15 protein-coding genes are annotated in these 19,535 nt (G+C 43.2%); 8 read left to right on the forward strand and 7 right to left on the reverse strand.

The window, feature by feature from the left end; genetic code table 11:
* Positions 1-48 precede the first annotated feature (48 nt).
* Positions 49-1,626: an LA_3751/LA_3752 family putative glycosyltransferase gene (locus LEP1GSC058_RS02950; RefSeq protein WP_016547790.1), complete on the reverse strand. Its 1,578-nt coding sequence runs from the start codon at positions 1,624-1,626 to the stop codon at positions 49-51.
* A gap of 131 nt (positions 1,627-1,757) precedes the next feature.
* Here LEP1GSC058_RS02950 and LEP1GSC058_RS02955 point away from each other — a divergent pair, with 131 nt between their 5' ends.
* Both LEP1GSC058_RS02955 and LEP1GSC058_RS02960 read left to right on the forward strand, forming a co-directional pair.
* Complete coding sequence (locus LEP1GSC058_RS02955; protein ID WP_016547976.1) at positions 1,758-3,293, forward strand: LA_3751/LA_3752 family putative glycosyltransferase; 1,536 nt, start codon at positions 1,758-1,760, stop codon at positions 3,291-3,293.
* 15 nt (positions 3,294-3,308) lie between these two features.
* Entirely contained in the window at positions 3,309-4,559 is a 1,251-nt protein-coding gene (locus tag LEP1GSC058_RS02960) for an acyltransferase family protein (RefSeq protein WP_016547860.1), read from the forward strand.
* Here LEP1GSC058_RS02960 and LEP1GSC058_RS02965 read toward each other — a convergent pair.
* From LEP1GSC058_RS02965 to LEP1GSC058_RS02980, 4 genes are all read right to left on the reverse strand, one after another.
* Positions 4,516-6,606 carry an O-antigen ligase family protein gene (locus LEP1GSC058_RS02965; RefSeq protein WP_016548277.1) on the reverse strand — a complete coding sequence of 697 codons (2,091 nt, stop codon included), beginning with the start codon at positions 6,604-6,606 and terminating at the stop codon, positions 4,516-4,518. The two genes, LEP1GSC058_RS02960 and LEP1GSC058_RS02965, sit on opposite strands and share 44 nt — an antisense overlap.
* Before the next feature lie 52 nt (positions 6,607-6,658).
* Positions 6,659-8,146, reverse strand: coding sequence for an FAD-binding oxidoreductase (locus LEP1GSC058_RS02970; protein ID WP_016548086.1), 1,488 nt, complete (start codon positions 8,144-8,146; stop codon positions 6,659-6,661).
* Positions 8,147-8,180: 34 nt separating this feature from the next.
* Positions 8,181-8,921: an SDR family NAD(P)-dependent oxidoreductase gene (locus LEP1GSC058_RS02975; protein ID WP_016548290.1), complete on the reverse strand. Its 741-nt coding sequence runs from the start codon at positions 8,919-8,921 to the stop codon at positions 8,181-8,183.
* A 109-nt stretch (positions 8,922-9,030) separates the two neighbouring features.
* On the reverse strand, positions 9,031-9,810 hold the full coding sequence (locus tag LEP1GSC058_RS02980; RefSeq protein WP_016548016.1) for an arginyltransferase: 780 nt from the start codon (positions 9,808-9,810) through the stop codon (positions 9,031-9,033).
* Positions 9,811-9,926: 116 nt separating this feature from the next.
* Between LEP1GSC058_RS02980 and LEP1GSC058_RS02985 the strand changes: the two genes are divergently transcribed.
* The 6 genes from LEP1GSC058_RS02985 to LEP1GSC058_RS03010 all read left to right on the forward strand — a co-directional run bounded on the left by LEP1GSC058_RS02985 (position 9,927) and on the right by LEP1GSC058_RS03010 (position 15,253).
* Positions 9,927-10,241, forward strand: coding sequence for a hypothetical protein (locus LEP1GSC058_RS02985; RefSeq protein ID WP_016548248.1), 315 nt, complete (start codon positions 9,927-9,929; stop codon positions 10,239-10,241).
* Complete coding sequence (locus LEP1GSC058_RS02990) at positions 10,238-10,642, forward strand: ribonuclease HI family protein (protein WP_016548172.1); 405 nt, start codon at positions 10,238-10,240, stop codon at positions 10,640-10,642. The genes LEP1GSC058_RS02985 and LEP1GSC058_RS02990 overlap by 4 nt, the downstream gene beginning before the upstream one ends.
* A 57-nt stretch (positions 10,643-10,699) precedes the next feature.
* Positions 10,700-11,047, forward strand: a complete 348-nt coding sequence (locus tag LEP1GSC058_RS02995) for a hypothetical protein (RefSeq protein ID WP_232224594.1) — start codon at positions 10,700-10,702, stop codon at positions 11,045-11,047.
* Positions 11,044-12,357, forward strand: coding sequence for a CCA tRNA nucleotidyltransferase (locus LEP1GSC058_RS03000; protein ID WP_016547913.1), 1,314 nt, complete (start codon positions 11,044-11,046; stop codon positions 12,355-12,357). Before LEP1GSC058_RS02995 ends, LEP1GSC058_RS03000 begins: the two co-directional genes overlap by 4 nt.
* 371 nt (positions 12,358-12,728) lie before the next feature.
* Positions 12,729-14,384, forward strand: coding sequence for an outer membrane beta-barrel protein (locus tag LEP1GSC058_RS03005; RefSeq protein ID WP_016547995.1), 1,656 nt, complete (start codon positions 12,729-12,731; stop codon positions 14,382-14,384).
* 482 nt (positions 14,385-14,866) lie between these two features.
* Positions 14,867-15,253, forward strand: coding sequence for a hypothetical protein (locus LEP1GSC058_RS03010; protein ID WP_016548284.1), 387 nt, complete (start codon positions 14,867-14,869; stop codon positions 15,251-15,253).
* Between the two features lie 215 nt (positions 15,254-15,468).
* On the opposite strand, the gene LEP1GSC058_RS03015 is transcribed toward LEP1GSC058_RS03010, so the two are convergent.
* Both LEP1GSC058_RS03015 and LEP1GSC058_RS03020 read right to left on the reverse strand, forming a co-directional pair.
* Positions 15,469-18,795 carry an efflux RND transporter permease subunit gene (locus LEP1GSC058_RS03015; protein ID WP_016548087.1) on the reverse strand — a complete coding sequence of 1,109 codons (3,327 nt, stop codon included), beginning with the start codon at positions 18,793-18,795 and terminating at the stop codon, positions 15,469-15,471.
* Entirely contained in the window at positions 18,792-19,532 is a 741-nt protein-coding gene (locus LEP1GSC058_RS03020; protein ID WP_016548128.1) for a hypothetical protein, read from the reverse strand. Before LEP1GSC058_RS03020 ends, LEP1GSC058_RS03015 begins: the two co-directional genes overlap by 4 nt.
* Positions 19,533-19,535: the final 3 nt, after the last annotated feature.

The raw sequence follows: 19,535 nt of genomic DNA on the forward strand, positions 1-19,535 counted from the left end.
AACTTCCGAGTATCTTTTAGAAATTTGTTCAAATGGATCCTGTCACTCTTATTTCGAAGGTTTCGTGTTTAAACTTCCCGTCCAAACTCGGAGCCGATCCGAACGGATATCTTTGGGAGCAACTAAATACGTACGAACGATCTTTTCCAGCTCTACATCGTCCCAAACCGTTTTCCGGAAACTCTCGGCAAATTCAGGATTTGCTTTCAACGCCTCCTTCATTCTCGCATCGATTTTATTCCGATCCATATGGAAGAATCCGATTTTGGCGCCCGGCCAATTCGCCTGGAGTTTCGGCAAAAGAATCTCCAAATCCGAAGTTTTAGATACTCGAAATACGATCTTTTTAAAATAATCCGTTCCGGCCATATAGGCAATCGAATCGTCGGGAAAAATCCAAATATCCGTTTCAGTAGAATTATAAAGTCGGTTATTAAGAAACTGTTGCTTTCGACCTTCTGCAATGAATTTAATCCCAAAAATTCCCATCAAAAAGGAAAATCCTAGGCAAGCTAGCAAAATGAATTTAAGCAGGCGATACTTACGTTTCTTTTTCATATAATAAAAATATTTTGAGAAAAGAATCACGAAAGGGAAAACGACGGGTCCGAAAAAACGAGGCCCCCAATTCGTGAATCCGTCATTGGGTACGATTGCGAGCACCAAAAGAATGTAAGTAAGAGTAGATCCGAAGATAAGACGATTGCTACGGGATAATTTTCTCCAGGAAAAAAGGAGAATCATAAAGAGTATCAAAGCTGCCGGCATATAACCGAAATATCCCAGCTTAAATCCGCCTAAGAACAATAGACTTTTGGCCCAGTCCAAGCGAACTAGAAACGGAACACTCAGTCCCTCTCGGTTGATTAGGTATCGAGGTCCCAATGGATGACCGTAGTCGAAATAATTAAATAGAAAAAAACCTCCTATCGTAACTCCCGCCCCTATGCAAAAAAGGAAAACGCGAAGGGGAAACGTAAATTTAATTTTCGGTTCCGTTAAGAAAATCCACATCGCAAGGCTAGCGCAATAAACGAGGCCTTCGTGACGAAACCAAACGGTCAGGCCGCAAAAGAATCCTGCGAGAAGAATCGTCCAATTTCCTGCCCTATTACCTTTAACGGTAAAGGTTATTGCCAACAATGAAAATAAGATAAAAACACTATGCTCCGAATATTCTACACTGAGAATCCATAAGAAAGTCGAGAACACCGTGATCATCAGAACGAACGAAGTCGGCTTCCAGTATTTCGTAAAAATAATCAGGCATAGAAGGAGCCCGAACGCGCTCGCATACGGCAGAGACCAAAATCCCAGAAGCCAAATCCAAGGGGCGGAAATTGCCGCAAAGGCGATCGGGAAAGCGCTCAAGTTTCTACCTTGAATTTGCAGAAAGACATTTCCCTGCTGGGGAAAATACAGGAATTCCGGATCAACGACCCTGCCCGGATAAAATAATTCTTCGGAAAGAAATTGATTTTTCAGTAACGAAAAGGACTGAACCGCTTTATTATGAATGTCCCAATTGAATGAATATTGCGGCTTTAAATAGGTCACCGATCCGAACAGGACAAACGCTAAAAGAATCAGACTTAGGCTTCTTCGGATTTTAGTAGTAAGAATCATGAATCGCCATTATCCTCGCGAATGCAGCGTATGATGTAAAGGAAAATCCTCGACTTCCCGTCGAGATACCGCTTCTAAACCGGCGGGAGAATTTACTTGACCTCAGTCCGAACGGACATTTCCTATCTACAATGTTTCAAGCCGCATCGTCTCGACTGATTTCCTTCGGAAATACGGCAAAGGGATTCGTGACCTTAGGCGTGATATTCCTACTCTTTTTTTTGGCTTGGCAGTATCAGACCGGTATTCGAGTCGGCGACGGCGCAATCAAACAGCAGCAAGTTGCGGATCTTCTTATCCAAGGATTTCCGGATTTTTCCTGCAGATACTTCGGGAAAAATTTCGATCCGGAATTTCGTTTTTTACCTTTAACGATAGAAAAGGGTGCAACGATGGCACACGCCTACAAAGGCAAATGCTATTACGTCTTTCCTTTTTATTACGCGATAATGCAGGCGCCTTTCGTATTTCTTCTGGGTCGATTCGGAAGTTTTCTCGTTTCCTTAATTTTCGGTGCGTTAACTCTTTATTCCCTATATCTGCTAACTCATGAATTGAAACTCGGCATTAGATTTCGATTTCTATTCCTATTATTTCTGTTAGCCGGTTCCACATTCACTCTGTTTGCAACGGATTTGTCCGAGTATATTATTTCGATCGGAACCGTTACTTACGGTTTTTATTTTTTATTCCGCAATAATGAGAATCAAAAAATTCGGGATACGATATTTGCGGGACTATTATTCGGGTTTGCCGCTTTCTTCCGTCAAGAAGTGGTTCTACTTGCAGGATCCTTAATGTTGGCCCAGGTCATCCTGAAACCCAAAGATATTCGCTTATTTTGGTTTCCTCTTTCGTTCGGAACTCTCTTTTTAATTCAGGCTATCTGCAATTATACTGTGGTGGGACATCCGCTTGGATCCAGAGGGTATCTTCAGACTTTTAATTCGAAAGAATACGATCTGTTTGGTCAGGCTGCTTTTCTCTGGGAACTACTAGCTTTTGGCCACGGTTCGTTAGGGCTACTTGGTGCTTACCCTATTTTGATTTTTACCTGGAGATATGCGGTTCAGAAAAGCAACCATCGAATCGCTTATATCGGAATTCTTTTTTTCGTTCTTTTTTCGGCGATTTTGACTTCTACAAAATTCTGGCAAGGAGTGCTATTCGGTCCTCGATTTTTACTGACGGTGACTCCTATCCTGCTTCTTTATGCGATAAAATCTTTGGAAGAAGCTAGATTCTTCCAAAAGAAAATTCCTCGCATACTTTCAATAGCACTTTTATCCTATTCCGTGATCGGTTCCGTTACCTACGATGTTCTTTATAGAAAATTTACGAAATCAATCATCGTAGAACGCCAGGAACTGGACTCATTCTCCGAGAAGACGATCATCTACCGTAACGGATCCGCGCTATTTCCACCTAATTCCTTCGAAAAGGAAAGAATGGTATTCGAACTCCCCGATGAGAAGGAATTCGATACGCTTTTGAATGGACTTTATAAGTCCGGTATCCAAAGATTTACAATGATCGGCGCTAAAGATTTTTATTCCCAAGAAACTTTAACCCCTCGTTCGCACAAATTCAAAATTTCCAAAGTGGCTTTTAAAAAAAGCCCTTCCATCAATATGGAAACCTCGGAATTTCAGCCAATTTTAAAATGACCCAGGACAATCTGCATGTCAGCTATTAAGCGTTATCTTTTTGGAATCTTTAAATACGACCCGAGGGAAATCGCACCGTTAAACGGACTCCGCACGCTGGCATATTTTTTAGTCATTGGCACTCACATGTATCGCCCGTTCGAACCTTATATAAAAGAACCGAACGATATTGCCCGAAACATCTTCAATTCGGGAAGTTTGTGTATGGACATTTTTTTCATTCTGAGCGGATTCTTGATTTCAGGCCCGCTATTTAGAGAGTTGGATCGAACAAACAATATTCGGTTAGGCGTCTTCTTTTCCAAGCGAACGATTCGGATTTTTCCACCCTACTTTATTTTTCTTTCGATTCAAACGTTCCTATTCATACCGATATTGATGCGATTGCAGCCTGAATCGAGGGATGCACTCGTCGAATTTCAAAGCAAAGCGATATTCGATTTTCTCTACATTTCGAATTACTTTTACGGAACGATACCGCACGGATGGTCGCTATCTCTCGAAGAGCAGTTCTATCTACTTTTTCCCGCTTTCTTACTGCTGGTATTCAAACGAATACCTGAAAGATTCCGAATTGCATCCCTGTCGCTATGGATCGTTCTTCCTACCATTTATAGATTCTTCATTTACAAATATATGATTGAGGGAGTCACGGATCCGATCCTTGCAAAGCAGCTTTATAGCGGTTGGATTTATTATCCCCTCCAAGGACGTCTCGATTCGTTGTTCGCAGGAATCATATTGGCCTATACTCTTAATCGCTATCCCGAAAGAATATATGATTTCTTAGCAGACAGACGAAAAAGAGCAATCGCATTAGGAATCGCAATTGCCTCGATCGCGTATATTTCAGTTTTTATATTCGAATTCCAAACTTCCCCGATGTCTATGGTATTTCGATTCAACATCAATACTCTCGCTTGGGTGATCATCATCATTCTTTCATTAAGACCGGAATCTTTCGTTGCGAAAATTTTCTCGCTTAGAATTTTTGCGCCGATCGCAAAGTTATCGTATTGCTCTTATTTAATTCACTTCTTCTTAGTCGGGATCTTGACGCCGGCAGTCATTAATATTAAGGATCCTCGGTATATGGACTTCGCAATATGGTTTATACCGACTGGAATCGTCATTATGTGTTTCGGGTATCTATTCCATCTTGTGGCGGAAAGACCGTTTATGGTCTGGAAAGAATCCAAATACGGTAAGGAAGTAATACTCGCTAAAACGGAGAATTCTTCTCTAGCGGTAAAACGAACGGATTGAACTTTCTCATATTATCGCGGAAAAGAGCATCGTTTGTGGATGTTAGCTCTTCCAAACGTTTGTAGCAAGACCAAGGATTGGAGGAGGTTGCGACACAGCCTTCGAATCCTTTAACGGCAAGAGCGTGGAACGTTTCATCCCCGGTTTTTTTAAACAGAACTCGATTTAACTCAGCATTTTCCTGTAAAAATATAGCATCCTTGGGAAAGAACGCGACGAGCTTCTCGGAGATTTCATAGGATTTACGAAGGAGTGGAATCTTTCCTTCGGATACGAACTTTTCATCCAGAACCAGGTCGTTTAATAGATTTCGATAACGAAACCCCTTGGTCAATGCGATTTCACTAGAGTGCCAGTATTGAATTTGAAGCAAGGCACAAGCCGAAAGAATGAAAGCGGTCGTTAAAACGATCAACCCCCATTTTCCGATTCCATGGGATAGAAATTCCAAATTTGGCGCGGCATTTCTCACCTTATCGACCGGTAGCGAGGCCAGCAACAATAATGAAAATGCCATATGTAAACCGGGAATATTGAAAGAATAATTCGCTAACGAATATATCCCGAAGCAAAATAGCGCGATGCGAAAGCCGAAGGACTTACTTTGAAATTTGATACGATCCGATTCAAGGAGCGGTAAAAGCGCGCTGAGAAAACATCCGATAAGCCCAATGACCGGAAAAATTCCCCAATTCAATCCGACTTGTAAAAAGAGGTTATGAACATGAATTCTCCCTAAATCTTCCTGCATAAAGATACCCGGAGGGAGGTCCTGCGGATCGCCCCAGACAAGCAATCCCTTGTATTGGAATTCACCGATTCCGAACAGCCAATTGTCCATCAAAGCCCTGACTGCCAATCTCCAAAGAAGAGTTCTCGCCCAGAGGGAATGAAAATTATCGAATAAAGGAAGTTTAAAGTTATGAAAGAATACCCAGGAAAATATCAATAATCCGACCAACAGGATACCGATGTACAATAAACGTAATTTCTCTGAAATAAATTTGAGAAAAAAGAAAACGAATACGGTTGCGAAAAAAGCGATATAGAGCCCGCGAACATAAATCACGAATGCTGCCGCGGAAAGTAATCCGAAACTGATCAAAAAGAAGATCTTACCTTTCCAGCTCTTAGAATTAAAAAACCCGTGAACGACCCAAGGTATCGAAAGAGATAATAAAGTCGCGATATCGTTCGTATTGGTTCCGGCAAGAATCGTCTTCTTTACGAAAATTAAGGATAGGAAGCCGTATTGAATTGAAAAAAATAAAAGTGCGGCAAACAAAAAGAAACCGCTTAAAATAAAAAGCGTTCCTACCGATTTCTCCACCAATTGTCCCCAGGTTTGATACCTAATGGTCAAAAAAAGGATGAATGCGCAGATCGGAATTCCCTGAAGAAAAAAACCGTCGGCAAAATCCGCCATAGGTGCCTTGAAGCCGCCGTAAAACCAAGGCAATAATGCGTATAATAGAAATGAAAATACGAAGAATTTGGAAACGTTCGTTCGGAAGACTCGAATTTCTCCGAATCCGAATAATCTATCCGAAAGAGTGGCCAACAAGAAAAAGAACGGTAATGCCGCTTTGTAAGGAGTTTGCAGCTGCAGCGCTAAATAAGGAAGACTCCCGAAAAAACACGCTAGGATAAGATTGGTGCCCACTCTAGACCGTCCCTGAACATATCTTACCATCAGGAAGATAATCGTTCCGAGATATGCAAACCTGCCGAAAAGTTTTAAGCGGGGTATTTCGGTATTGATTAGATAAGCGATAAAAAGCGCAGTCGATACGGCCGAATAAAGTAGCCCGAATGCGAAACCTAAGTTGAAAATTCGATTCGCTCGAGGATCCTTTGCGAATCTTAAATAAGCGTAACCTAATCCGACAAAGAAAATACCGCCGACGATTAATTCATAGAATGCGGTTTTAGAAACCGCCGGATCGAATCCCATTCGAAGAAGAATCGCGGAGAAAAAGAATATATTTACGGCGCGCTTCAGCGACTTAGAATGTTCGCGAAAGAAGCCTAGCTTTGCTTTAAGCATTATGTAAAATTCCTTTCATACCGCAGGGACTACTTGGGAAAAATCATCCCTCCTATCGCCAAACCCTCCTATACAAATCGGACTCAAGCAAACCCTTCGGATCTAACTTCTTCTTTAAGGATCGGAATTTATCGAGATTTTTTTTCGGAAAGGCCCTTTCCACTATCTCCGGACGGAGAGTACTGTCCTTAGCAAAATAGAAACGTCCGCCGTATTTCAAAACGATCTCATCCATTTCTTTTGCTAATTCCCACAGTTTTTCTTTATTTCCTTTCGTGACGGGAAAATCCATCGCCATCGAGTATCCGTCCAGCGCATGAGTAAGTAGAAATTTATCCGGACGGTGCTTTTTAAAAACCGCCAACCAAGTAACGATCCCTTTTCGCTGCCCCGCGGAAAGCAACTCCTCGAATCCACGCACGGCGTTTTCCTTAGGAATGAAACTTTGATATTGAATCATCGCCCCAGGCTTGTACATATATTTCCAATTTGGAACGTAATCCAAAAGAAACGCATATTCGGCATGACCTTGCATATACGGTTTATTATTGTTTAAGAAACCTGAAAGCCATTTTCCTAAATTCACGAAGCGCATACCGAATTTATTGCTAAACGGGTACATCAAGATCCACATCCAAGCTTTCGGAATTATCCCTAAAAAGGTCGGAGGTAGAATCTGTTTCTCTATCTTGCAATTCTCGGGGAAATCCGGATCCTCTCCGGGTTTTAAATGAACCGCTTTGTGAATTTGTCCTCGCCCTATCCCTTTACCGGAACCGAACCCGTCCACCCAACCGACCAAATAATCGGAGTTTTTATACTCCTTTTCAAAATAGTCGTACATTTCCTGCAGGTTGGAAGTATTCACAGGCCAAACTTTCATTTTTCCTGCATAAATCTTTTTTAATTTAATCGTAACGGTAAGAAAAGCGCCTAACATTCCGAAGCCTGAGATAGCTGAATAAAATAAGTCGGCGTTCTTTTTAGAACTGCAAATATGCTGTTTTCCGTCGACAGTAAGGAAAGTAAATTCGAGAATGTGATCTCCGATCGGTCCGACCGCAAAATTATTCTTTCCATGAATGTTCATGGAAAGAGCTCCGCCTAAGGTAGGAAACATCGTGCCGCTGACGACAGGAGGCCAAAAACCTCGTTCCACACCGAACTCCCAAAGTTGTTTGATGGTTACACCCGATTCGGCTTTTAAGATTCCCGTTTTTTCGTCAAAGGATAAGATCCGATTATAATCCTTAATATCGACAACCAATCCCTTCTGATTTGTCGCCGCATCCCCGTAACTGCATCCGCCTCCGCGAAACGTAATTTTCGTTCCAGTTTTACGAGCATATTCAAAAGCGTCGTAAAAATCCTTGTCCGAACTCGGGTAGAAAACCGGGCTAAAGGAGAAATGATTCATCCCCCAAGCTTCGACTTTTCGAGGAGGTCCTAACTTCGATTCAAAGAGGGCGACATTGAATGACTCGCCTTTCTTTTTAGCAGTGGAAGTTCGCGTAGATTTCTTTTTAAGAGAAGTAGCCATGTTCTTGCCTACCTTAATAGTAGCTTGTTCGGATTTATATCGATAGTCTTCGAAAGATAAACGAAGGAATAGATCGAATGATCAGAGACACAAGTGCCCAGCGAGCGGGAACGTAAAAGTCTTCCTTACCCGCGTTAACTTTACTAATAATCACTCTGGCAGCTTCTTTTGCAGTGATCAACCAGAGAAGTCCGGGTAATCCGGCTGTCATCGGCGTTTCTATCATTCCGGGACGAACCGTTACGACTTGAATTCCTTTTACCGTTAGTCGATTTCTAAGCGCTTCTAAATACGTAGTCATCCCGGCCTTCGATGCATTATAGACGGGATTTCCGCGACGCCCTCTATCCCCTGCAATGGAAGAAATTCCGATAATCTTTCCCGACTTTTGGTTTTGAAAAAATTTGGCAGCTAAGTCCAGCCAGGCAACGCAACCTAAAAGATTCACTTCCAGCATTTCCAAATCTTTTTCGACCGAGAATTCTTCCGGTTCTATTCTATGCATTAGACCGGATGCATAATAAATCTCATCTAGGCCGCCGAGAGATTTAACCGCTTTCGTAAACGTAGTCGAAACTTGCGAATACTGGGTTACGTCATGCTTAACTATGATAACTTGATCGGCTTTTAAGCCCTTGAAAGAGCTTACGATTTTTTTCAATTCCTTGTCTCGTCGAGCAAACAAAGCCACTTTGTTACCTTGTCCGATAAGTTGGGAGGCGATTTCTTTCCCAATGCCGCTAGACGCCCCTACGACGATGATCTTTTTAGCCATACCTGCCTTTTTAAGGAACTGAGTTCCCCTGACAAGTCTTTCTGGGAGCTTTCTACTCCGTCTAAAGCTTATCCGTACATATATTTAAAAGGTATTTACTAGTTCGAAATCACAAGCGACTACCGTCTATCCCAACCTTAGAAAAATACTCCTTTAAGAATTTCTCAGATTCGATCCAATCTCCGGTTTCCTGATTCAGAATTTCAGCCGGTTTCCAATCGCCTTTATAGCTCATTTTTTTGTGACCGGGAAGAAATAAACCCAAATGGTAATCTCTATAATCATTCTCTTTGGCCCAGAGAATAGATTTGGCGATCAAAAACCTTCCCAAGCTTCTCTCCTGATACTCGGAATCAAATATGGAATAGACTGCAGATACACAGAGCTCACCTAGATCTAAGAGGATCCAACCGAGCAATTTTGCCTCTCTCCGAATTTGCAACTCTATCGAATTTTCGGATCCTCTGTACATTTGTGCAGCCATCGTCTCATGTAATTCTAAATCCGTGCTCCCATAACTTCCTGGATGCCGGGACTTCTGGTATTTTATGTAGAGGTCTACCTTTTCGGACGTAATTTCCGGATCAGACACGTTGACAGATAAGTCCGAATTTTTTTTCAAAAGCTTCTTTAGATTTTTGGAAATTGTAAATTTTTGCACCGGAAGTCGATAACTCAAACAATGGCTGCAATTTTCGCAAGCGGTTCTGTAATATGAATTTCCGGAGCGTCTAAAACCGGATCCTAGTAAAAAATCCAAGACTAAACCGTCCGGTGGAACCGAGAGAAGAAACCCCTTAACCTTCGATTGTCTTCCGGGATAGTACGAACAATCGCTTGAAGGTGATACCGAAATCGATTCCAGGAAACGAAGATATCGTAGATTCATTGCATACAACCTTCCAAAGTAAAATTTTTAAAAGAATGTAAAGAACCGTCGAGAGCTTTCAAAGCGGATCTTTTTTTCCGTTGCCAAGGAAAAGGTTCGATAGGATAGGACATTCGATGGCGTTCCGTCTTTTCATTGAAAATTTCACCCATTCTCCCGCGTATCGAACGGCTTTCGGTTTAACCGGGCTAAGCTTTCTCTTTTACTACCTCGGCTTTCCCTGGCTTTTATTTATATGCTTGGGTCTCGGTTTACTTTGCTTGCTTGCGGGGATTTTTTTCCCCGCGGCCTTTGACGAAATATACAGGACTTCACTATCGATTCTTTTGGGCAGCCTATCCTTTTTTGTATCGTTGCTGATTCTAGTCGGATATGTCTTTTTTTGGAAACCGATTCTTTTTGTTTTCGGGAAGCGGGAAGAACAAAATTGAGAAAATTCACGATCTTCTGCGACGGCGCCTCGAAGGGAAATCCCGGCCCTTCGTCGATCGGAGTCGCAATTTTCGAAGATGAAAAAGAAATTCACGCTATTTCGGAAAGAATCGAAGACGGAACGAATAATACCGCGGAATGGGCCGCGTTAGAAGCGGGGCTATTATGGTGCCTGGAAAATAAGGCCTCCGAAGTGAAGGCCTTTCTGGATTCGGAATTAGTGGTAAAGCAAGTAAGGGGAGAATACAAAGTCAAATCCCTTCACTTAATGGAGGCAAAGCGAAGAGTGCAGGCTTTAAGTTCCAAGCTAGCCTCTTTCAAAATTACGCATGTTCTTCGGGAAAAAAATAAGAGAGCGGACAAACTCGCGAATTTAGCATTTTCATCGGCTACGGAATGAGTAAAATTCCGAAAAAGGACTTTCCCTTTCCACTTTCATATTAAATCTTTCTATCGTATGGTCCGGATCAAAATCATTTCGCTCTACGTTTCGTTACTGCTTTTCTCTCAGTGCGGAACCGATATCCGCAGCCGCATGCTGGAACTAAAGAAAAACGGAAAGTTCCTGGAGCTATCGATTCTTTGCGCCGAGCACACAAAACAGGAATACAAGGATATTTGTGATGAAGCTTGGAAAGAAACTAGTCTGACTATAGATGAAATTCTTTCACAAAAAGCGGACCTCCCCTTCTTAAGAATTTCCGTCGACGAAAAAACGAGGAAACAGGTCGAGGAGCTCCTTTCCAAAAGCCCTCAGCTTCGCGAAAAATATCTTCCTCTTTGGAAGAAGTTTATCCAAGAATGAAATCCCCGTCCGCTAAAGAACTTATCCAAGGCATTCCCTCCCCTTTTATAGAAGACCTCTTAGAAATCGCCAAAACCGTACAAAGTTCCGGCGGTAAATCATACCTTGTCGGAGGATCCGTTCGGGATCTAGTTCTGGGAAAAACTCCGCATGAATATGATATCGCGGTTTCTCTTTTGCCTGAACATATTCAAAAATTATTTAGAAGAGTCGTGCCTACCGGTATTAAGCACGGAACCGTAACCGTATTGATCAAGGATCGATCGTACGAACTGACTACGTTTCGTAAGGATGAGGAGTACAAGGACGGTCGACGTCCCGAACAAGTTTCGTTCGGCGTCAGTCTCAGTGAGGATTTAAAGAGACGCGACTTTACGATGAACGCGTTGGCACTGGATATTTTGAGCGAGCAGCTTATAGACGAACACGATGGTCTGAAAGATATTTCGAATAAAACGATCCGGACGATCGGAGCCGCCCGCGCCAGATTCGAAGAAGACGGTTTGCGACCCGTCCGCGCCGTTCGTTTTGTCTCCCATCTCGGATTTACGATTCATCCGGAAACGGCTCTGGCAATTATAGAGAGTCGATCAATCATCGCCAAAGTCTCTGCGGAACGAATTCACGACGAATTCCTAAAAATTCTAAAAGCTGAAGACCCGAGCCTATCTTTATTACTTCTTCGAAAATTCGGAATTTTGGAACTTTTCTACGGAAAAGATTTATATGAAAATTCAAATCCCGCTTGGGAAGAAAAAATAAAATCGATCTCAGAATTGGCATCAGAACCGGATTATCTACGAATATCCTATTTTCTGAAACTAACGTTTGGGTCATCGGCCGTTATGGATCCGGGAAAGCGGTTTTGCAAAGCACTTCGCTTTTCCAATCAAAGAACCAAAGACTCTCAATTCCTGTGCAGCGTATTGGAGAGCTTACTTTCCTCGGAGAATTCTCTTTCTTCTCCGAACGGACTCAGAAAAATCCTATTGCACCCGATCGCGCAATATTCCGGGAAATCGGAAATCCGGCGTTTCTGTTCGGAACTAGCTTCTTTCTGGAAAGCCTGGACCGGACAGGAGGCATTCTGGATAGATAGAGCCGGGCAAGTTTTAGAGGAAGATCCCCCCCTTCTTTTAAGCGATCTGCACCTGGACGGCACCAGGATTTTAGAAGAGTTGCCTGGAATTCCTCCCAAAAAAATCGGAGAAATATTAAGATCCTGCCTGGACTTAATTTTGAATTTTCCCGAAAAGAATCGGCAAGGAATATTATTGGAGTTCGTTAAAACGACTTATCAGCTGGATTAAAAAACCGTTATATAATCTTCAAGCCGGGCTTCGATTGAAAACGGATCCCCGAAAAGGCGTTTTAGAGTTCCAAATGAAATAATTTATTCCGGTACAATAAAAATTCTCCCACGATCTATATCTTTCGGATGAGTTCTAATGCTCGAAAGCTGTATCCGGACGTTAACATGCCCATTTATTAAGCATTTCAAACATGCCTAATATTTAAGCACACTGCGAATCTAAAGCAGATTCGAGAAAGTAAGACCAAATCCAATACACATAATTTCCCTTGGAGATACGTTTTTGAGGCATTTTTTGTCTCATTGCTTAATTTTTTTCTACTGGTACGCTAGTTGCATATAAAGCGGCATAGGAGATTTAGGAGAATGATGAGAACAAAAACAATCAGCCTCATTGCTTCCCTGGCCCTGATGAGCGCTTCTTCGGTTTTTGCCCAAGCCAAGAAGCCCGCAGCAGAAGCCGCGGTTGCAGCTCCGGCCGCCCAAGAGCCGGAGCCAGTCGAGCAAAAATGGTACGATAAGGTAGAGTATTCGGGATTCGTGGATGTGTACTATATGTACAATAATAACCCGCTTCAAGGAAACTCGGTAGATACGACCCGCGCTTTCGAAACGAACAATAAAAACTTTGCGATCAATGCGGTTTCCTTGGTCGTTCAAAAGGTAGCGGAGAAATCAACTCCTTGGGGATTCCGGGTAGACTTCCAGAACGGACAAAACAACGCGTTCCAGGAAACTCCATACACGACCTCAAACCAAATTTACAATATGAACATGCTAAAGCAGGCATATGTAAGCTTCTACTTCCCGGTCTTAAAAGGAATGACTTTGGATGTAGGAAAGATGGCGACACATATCGGCTACGAGGTTCTCGAGTCGATGAACAACCCCAACTACTCGATAGGGGCCATCTTCCAGAATACAATCCCTTTCATTCACACCGGTGCCCGTTTAACCACTCAGTTTAGCGATAAATGGTCTGGAACCTTTTATCTTTACAACAGTGGACAGGGAACCGGTTACCTTGCTCCAACTACAGCGGCTTTGACTGACACCACTCACAGCCCTTATGTTGAAGCATACACTCAGCATAAATCAGTAGGTACTCAGTTAAAAGGCCAATTGATCGAAAATAAACTCGCGATCACCTGGAATACGATCTATTCCTCGGATATGGCAAACGGTCGTACCGACGTAGGTCAAGCTCTACTGGCTAACATTATCCAGAACGGCGACGTCAACGTTGCCGCAACTCCTCAATCTGCAGGAGGCGTTCTTCCGACGGCGCCACGTAATAGATACAACAAAGATTATTGGTTCATGAACCATGCAATCTTGTCCATTACGCCCACCGACAGAATTCAGATCGATTTGGATTACACTTGGAGCCAAAAGTCGGGCACCCTATCTAACGGAGGATTGAATCAGCAAGGTTATAACCCGAACAATACTGTCACCCTTGGCGGTCTTGCAATGGGGCAAGTAACTGGCGAAAATAACAAGAGCATCTATAAAGCTTACGGTATCTTCTCCAAATTCAAAATCAATGAATCTTGGGGAGTCAATATTCGTTACGAGTATCTGGATGATAAGTTGAACAACGGTGCATTGAATACCTTCGCTTCCGGCGCATTCGGTTCGACCGGCATAAATAACTATGTCAGTACTTACCAAGTGGCTAACGATACAGCCATCGCAAACGCTATCCTTGCAGGAAGTCCCAAGTTGAACGGAATTCTAAATAGCACGGCAGGCTTGGCGGCTATCAATGCGGAAGGTTATGCAACGGCTGCAGATTGGGTCAAATCGAAGCTGAGCGACAACTATAAACATTACAACGGTGCGAACAACTACGGACAGTACAGAACCTTTACGATAACTCCAGTTTGGAACTTTACTGAGAACCTTCTTATTAAGTTGGATATGAGAAGAGACTGGTCCTTAGGTAAACAATTCGTTGACTCTTCCGGTCATAGAAGAAGCGATCAAATCGGATTTACTCTCGGGGTCGTAGCTAAGTTCTAAAGTGTATTCTTTCCTAAGGTATGGAAAAAGAAAGAAGGAAGGCGTCCGAAAGGGCGCCTTTTTCTTTTTCAATCCGTTTTTCATGTTCGCATTCTTCAAAAAGTAGTGGGCTTTTATTTTTGAGCAGGTTAATTCTCGAAAAAGATTTCAATTCCCGACCGGAAGTCATAACCCCCAAATCATCCTCTATCTTGATTTTTCAAAAACGGCAACCTTGTTGGAACTCCTACAGGCAATACTGCAGAAAAAGCTTTGCGAAACATCTGGATTTGTGAAATAAGGCAATTCCACCGCTTCGCTCCGGCCCCCGCCCAGCAAGGGTGGGGATTTTCGCCGAAAACTTGCGTCCATCAACAAAATTCAAAAGCGAAGGGAATTTTAACGTTCATTAACAATTATCAGTCAAGCGGGACTGAAAATCGAATTTCAGGCCGGGGATTCGGAGGGAACTTAGTCTTATAAACGCTACCGGCGGAATTTAAATGATCAGATATATACTTTCTTGGCTTTTACTGCTTATCTTCGCACTTTTAAATGCAACTGTTCGAGAGCTAACGTACAAAAGCGTTTTCGGAGAATTTCTGTCTCACCAAATTTCGGTTCTTACAGGCATTCTGTTTCTTGCGATTCCGATTTGGTTTATTACGAAGTATCTTCCTTTTAAAGATAAGTCTCAAGCGTTTAAGGTTGGAATCGTTTGGATAATTCTGACCGAGACTTTCGAGTTTCTCATGGTGACCATTTCAATGAAGCGATCCTTTCAGGAATTTCTCCAGGCCCATAATATCTTTGCGGGAGAACTCTGGATAATTATCCTAATTTGGGTCGGAATCGCTCCGGTTCTATTTTACAGATTGCAAAATAGATAAAACGGATATCGTTCGAAATCCGGTAAGTCAAGATTCTATATTGATTACGAATGATTGCCATCTTGAACATTATAGGGTCGACTATTAACATCAATCTCATTAAGCGTTTTCAATAACGTATGATTCGGGAATTAAAGCCAGAGATTTCAATCCAACAAAAAAGGCGCCGTAAGTTTGGCGCCCTTGAATAATTCGATAATGAGTAAGGAAGGAATTTAGGATTTTCTACCTTTCTTTAGAGACCCCTTCGATTTAATCCCCTTCCCGTTTCGAACACCACCGTTCTTTAACGGACGAGAAAATTCGTCTTCTTCATCGGGATAAACGGATACATACGCTTCAGGATGAAGAGCAAGAGAATTTCCTCTTATATTCGATCCGGCATTAGGCGCATTTCTTTCACCGACTAAAATCAAGTATAACGATGGAAGAACGGTCAGCACGAGGAGCATTGCGGAAAATAGCCCTCCCACGATTACCGTAGCCAACGGCCTCTGTACGTCCGATCCTACTCCGGAAGCTAACGTCGCAGGAATCAACCCTAACAATGCAAGAAGCATCGTCATTAACATAGGCCGAAGCTGTATCACGGCTGCCTTGGCTACCGCTTCTTTCGTGGATATATCCGGCTCATCCTTTAAAAGGTGATTCGTTCTGGAAACGAAAAGAACTCCGGACATAGTCGCTATTCCGAAAAGAGAGATAAACCCGACACCTCCGGAAACGTTAAAGTAATAACCCCTTAGAAGAAGAGCATAAATTCCTCCGACGAGTGAAAGAGGAAGACACGCCAGAGCTACATAAACGTATTTAAGATTTCTATAAAGTAAGTATAAGACTCCAAAAATGATCAAAATCGTAAGTGGAATAACCGTTGCCAAACGCGATCCGACTCGCGCAAGGTTCTCATATTGACCCCCGTATCGAATCTGATATCCTTCCGGCAACTTAACCTTCGCTTCGACTTTCTTTCTCAATTCGTTTACGAAACCGCCTTGATCTCTGCCACGGATGTTGGTTCGGACCGTGACGGTCCGTCGTCCCTCTTGCCGGAAAATCATCGTCGGGCCGTCTTCGAGGGTTATTTTCGCGAGCTCGGAAAGCGGAATTCGTTCCCCCTTAGGAGAAATAATAGGCATATTCTCGATAGCTCTTTGTGAAGCTCTGTAATCTTTAGAAAAGCGGACAACGATACCGAATCGAGCCGGAGTCTTTGGAGGAATATCCGAAGGCCCTTCGTAGAGAGTGCTTATCCTCTGCATTCCGATCGCTGCTTCGATCATTTGTTGAATATCGCTTACATTGATTCCATAACGGGCTGCGGCTTCCCGATCGATACGAATCGTTAACTGGGAGCTATCCGCTTCCTGTTCGATTCCGTATTCGCTAGCGCCTTCCATATCTTTGACGATATCGAGAACTTCCTCTCCAATTTTGCGCATCACTTTCAAATCGCTACCTGAAACGAAGACGGCAAGGTCGGCGATTGTTCCCATAATCGCTTCCGATAAGTTATCCATGATCGGCTGAGAAAAGCTGACTCGAACTCCGGGCAGTCCCGCTTCTAGATCGTTTCTCATACGTAATAGAAGTTCTTGTTTGGTTATTTTCTCCTTCCAGTCATCATAATCCTTTAAGCCGACAAGGACCTCCAAACGATTCGGAGGAAGAGGATCGGTTCCGTCGTCGTTCCGACCTAACTGCGATAGAACGACATTGACCTGCTCGTTTTTATAAATGAGCTGCCGTATTTTAGGAATGAATTTACGGGATTCCGGTAAAGAGATTCCGACGGGAAAGAAGATTCGTAAATTAAATCCACCCTCATCCATCTCCGGCAAAAATTCAGTCCCTAACTTAAAGCCGCCGACGATCAATAATGCAAGAACGATCGTGAAGCAATAAGTAACGACTTTTTTAGAGCGGGCCACTAAATACTCTATAAGCTTCTTATAACGTATTTCGACCCATCCATAAATCGGATTATGCCATTCGATCGGCCCGGGATTAGCGGATTCGAAGTATTTTCTGTATAAAAAAGACATTGCAACAGGAATCACCGTCATAGCAAAAACGAGCGCTCCTAGGATCGCGAAGGAAATCGTAAATGCCATAGGTTTAAACAAACGCCCTTCGATTCTTTCAAAGGAGAAAATCGGTAGATAAGCAAGAACGATGATCAAAATGGAAAATAGAATTTCGGTACCGACTTCCGCAGCAGAGTCCCGAGTAAAAGCCAATATACCGTTTTGTTTTTCCGCCGGCGTAGCGTCCCTATATCGCCGCATTATATTTTCCACCATAATGACGGCGCCATCCACTATGATCCCGAAATCAATGGCGCCCAAAGATAGAAGGCTGGCAGGAATTCCCGTTAAATTCATGAGCAAGAACGCAAAAAGCATCGCGAAAGGAATAGTTGCAACTACTACAAGAGAGGCTTTTACGCTTCCAATAAAAAATATCAGAACAAGGCTTACGACAACGATCCCCTCGATAAGAGTGCGCCCAATCGTTCTTAAAGTATAGTTCACGAGATCGGTTCTATCATACGTCGTCCGGAGTCTGACTCCTTCCGGTAGATAATTTTCATTGATCTCTTTCACTTTGGCGCGAATCCGTTCTCCCATTTCGTTGGGATCTCCCCAACGTCGCATAGCAACCAATCCCTGAACCGACGAATCGACGTCGATCAAACCTTCTTGGTCGTTTTGAATCGTAAAGCCGAGCACCCCGCTAGGAATCGGATGCGAAATCTCCACTGTTCCCAGATCGCGTACATATACAGGTACGCCGTTTACAGTCTTAACGACTATATCTTCGATATGTTTCGGTTCCCGAATCGCTCCTAAAGAGCGAATCGGAAATCCCTGTTCACCTTGCAATAGCAGGTTTCCGCCTGTATTCAAGTTATTCGATTGAATAGCTTGGATAACGTCGTTGATGGTTAATTTATAACGCACTAGCTTGTCGGGAGACGTCACGACATGAAATTGTTTCGGTAAACCCCCGAATGTAACCACATCCGCAATCCCGGGAATCTGTAACATCTTAGGCATTACGATCCAGTCTTGAATCGACCTTAGCTCCATTGCGGTATGGTTCTGAGACGACTCCACAACATAGCGAAAGATTTCTCCGACAGGCGAACTCATCGGCCCAAGAGAAGGTTCGACTTCGGGAGGAATGTCGGCGTCCCGCACCCTCTCCAAAAGTCGCATACGCGCGAAGTAATCGTCCGTCCCGTCCTCGAATACGAACTGAAATACGACCAATCCATTGATCGTTCTCGAACGACGAACCACAACTCTTGGAATAGCGTTCAAAACCCGCTCGATGGGCAAAGTCACGCGTTCCTCAACTTCGACTGCCGCTTTTCCCGGAAATTTGGCAATTAAGCGTACTTGCGTATCCGCGATGTCGGAATATGCTTCTTTTCTAATATCTATCCAAGCCCAAGTTCCTAAGATTACCGCCAATCCGGCCGCAATCAGAGTGGAGATTCTGTAATTCAGAACTCCTTCGATCAGTTTGCGAATCATTGGCTGGACCTCGTATCAAATAGATAACCCATTTGAAGCAGCAATTGTGGATTTGTATAATTTCCCTGACCGATTCCGGCTCCAACTTGCAAAAAGAAATTTCCGAGCAGAATATCGTAAGTTAAGCCTATATATCTTTGGCTCAAATGAACTTTCTGATTGTCCCGACTTTTATATTCTAAATACGTTTCAAGAGCGGGATTTTGATTTGCGACTGCGGAGCGAATGATCGTATCCTCGAAAGTAGGATTTCTATGTTGGTATCCCGGAATATCCAAAGCGGTGGGATAGCTGTTCTGTCCTCCATGAGTCACCTGGGGAGCATAAGGGTCGACCGCAAAGGCCCCCGCAACGATGGAAATACTATGCGCGATGACGGGTGTTTTCCAGAAACTATACCCTAGATCGACTTGGCCTCCCCACCAATGGGGTCTCCAATGCATACCGGAGGCTCGAATCACGATATCTTTATAATAATATCCTAAATTCAAATTTGCACTGCCCGGGGATCCGATCGTCGCGCCATAAACTAAAAAGTTGGTAATTTTGGGCTGCTTTTTTCCATCCGAGATTACCATCGGATCGTCTTTACCGAATCTTGTCTTTCGATCCGGCTCCGGAGTCCACTCCGGTTGATCCGATTCCTTGGAGGACGTCCCGCTAGTTTGTTGAGCCGGCAGTGGAATTATAGAATAAAATAATAGAGCTAAAAAGATTAATGTGCGGCAATATTGCATAAG

The organism is Leptospira fainei serovar Hurstbridge str. BUT 6, assembly GCF_000306235.2.
Lineage (GTDB): Bacteria > Spirochaetota > Leptospiria > Leptospirales > Leptospiraceae > Leptospira_B > Leptospira_B fainei.

What these genes read in the sequence shown, in the direction of transcription:
- LEP1GSC058_RS02950 (WP_016547790.1), bottom strand. Translation starts at nt 1,626, where the DNA reads ATGATTCTTACTACTAAAATCCGAAGAAGCCTAAGTCTGATTCTTTTA.
- LEP1GSC058_RS02955 (WP_016547976.1), top strand. Translation starts at nt 1,758, where the DNA reads ATGTTTCAAGCCGCATCGTCTCGACTGATTTCCTTCGGAAATACGGCA.
- LEP1GSC058_RS02960 (WP_016547860.1), top strand. Translation starts at nt 3,309, where the DNA reads ATGTCAGCTATTAAGCGTTATCTTTTTGGAATCTTTAAATACGACCCG.
- LEP1GSC058_RS02965 (WP_016548277.1), bottom strand. Translation starts at nt 6,606, where the DNA reads ATGCTTAAAGCAAAGCTAGGCTTCTTTCGCGAACATTCTAAGTCGCTG.
- LEP1GSC058_RS02970 (WP_016548086.1), bottom strand. Translation starts at nt 8,146, where the DNA reads ATGGCTACTTCTCTTAAAAAGAAATCTACGCGAACTTCCACTGCTAAA.
- LEP1GSC058_RS02975 (WP_016548290.1), bottom strand. Translation starts at nt 8,921, where the DNA reads ATGGCTAAAAAGATCATCGTCGTAGGGGCGTCTAGCGGCATTGGGAAA.
- LEP1GSC058_RS02980 (WP_016548016.1), bottom strand. Translation starts at nt 9,810, where the DNA reads ATGAATCTACGATATCTTCGTTTCCTGGAATCGATTTCGGTATCACCT.
- LEP1GSC058_RS02985 (WP_016548248.1), top strand. Translation starts at nt 9,927, where the DNA reads ATGGCGTTCCGTCTTTTCATTGAAAATTTCACCCATTCTCCCGCGTAT.
- LEP1GSC058_RS02995 (WP_232224594.1), top strand. Translation starts at nt 10,700, where the DNA reads ATGGTCCGGATCAAAATCATTTCGCTCTACGTTTCGTTACTGCTTTTC.
- LEP1GSC058_RS03000 (WP_016547913.1), top strand. Translation starts at nt 11,044, where the DNA reads ATGAAATCCCCGTCCGCTAAAGAACTTATCCAAGGCATTCCCTCCCCT.
- LEP1GSC058_RS03005 (WP_016547995.1), top strand. Translation starts at nt 12,729, where the DNA reads ATGAGAACAAAAACAATCAGCCTCATTGCTTCCCTGGCCCTGATGAGC.
- LEP1GSC058_RS03010 (WP_016548284.1), top strand. Translation starts at nt 14,867, where the DNA reads ATGATCAGATATATACTTTCTTGGCTTTTACTGCTTATCTTCGCACTT.
- LEP1GSC058_RS03015 (WP_016548087.1), bottom strand. Translation starts at nt 18,795, where the DNA reads ATGATTCGCAAACTGATCGAAGGAGTTCTGAATTACAGAATCTCCACT.
- LEP1GSC058_RS03020 (WP_016548128.1), bottom strand. Translation starts at nt 19,532, where the DNA reads ATGCAATATTGCCGCACATTAATCTTTTTAGCTCTATTATTTTATTCT.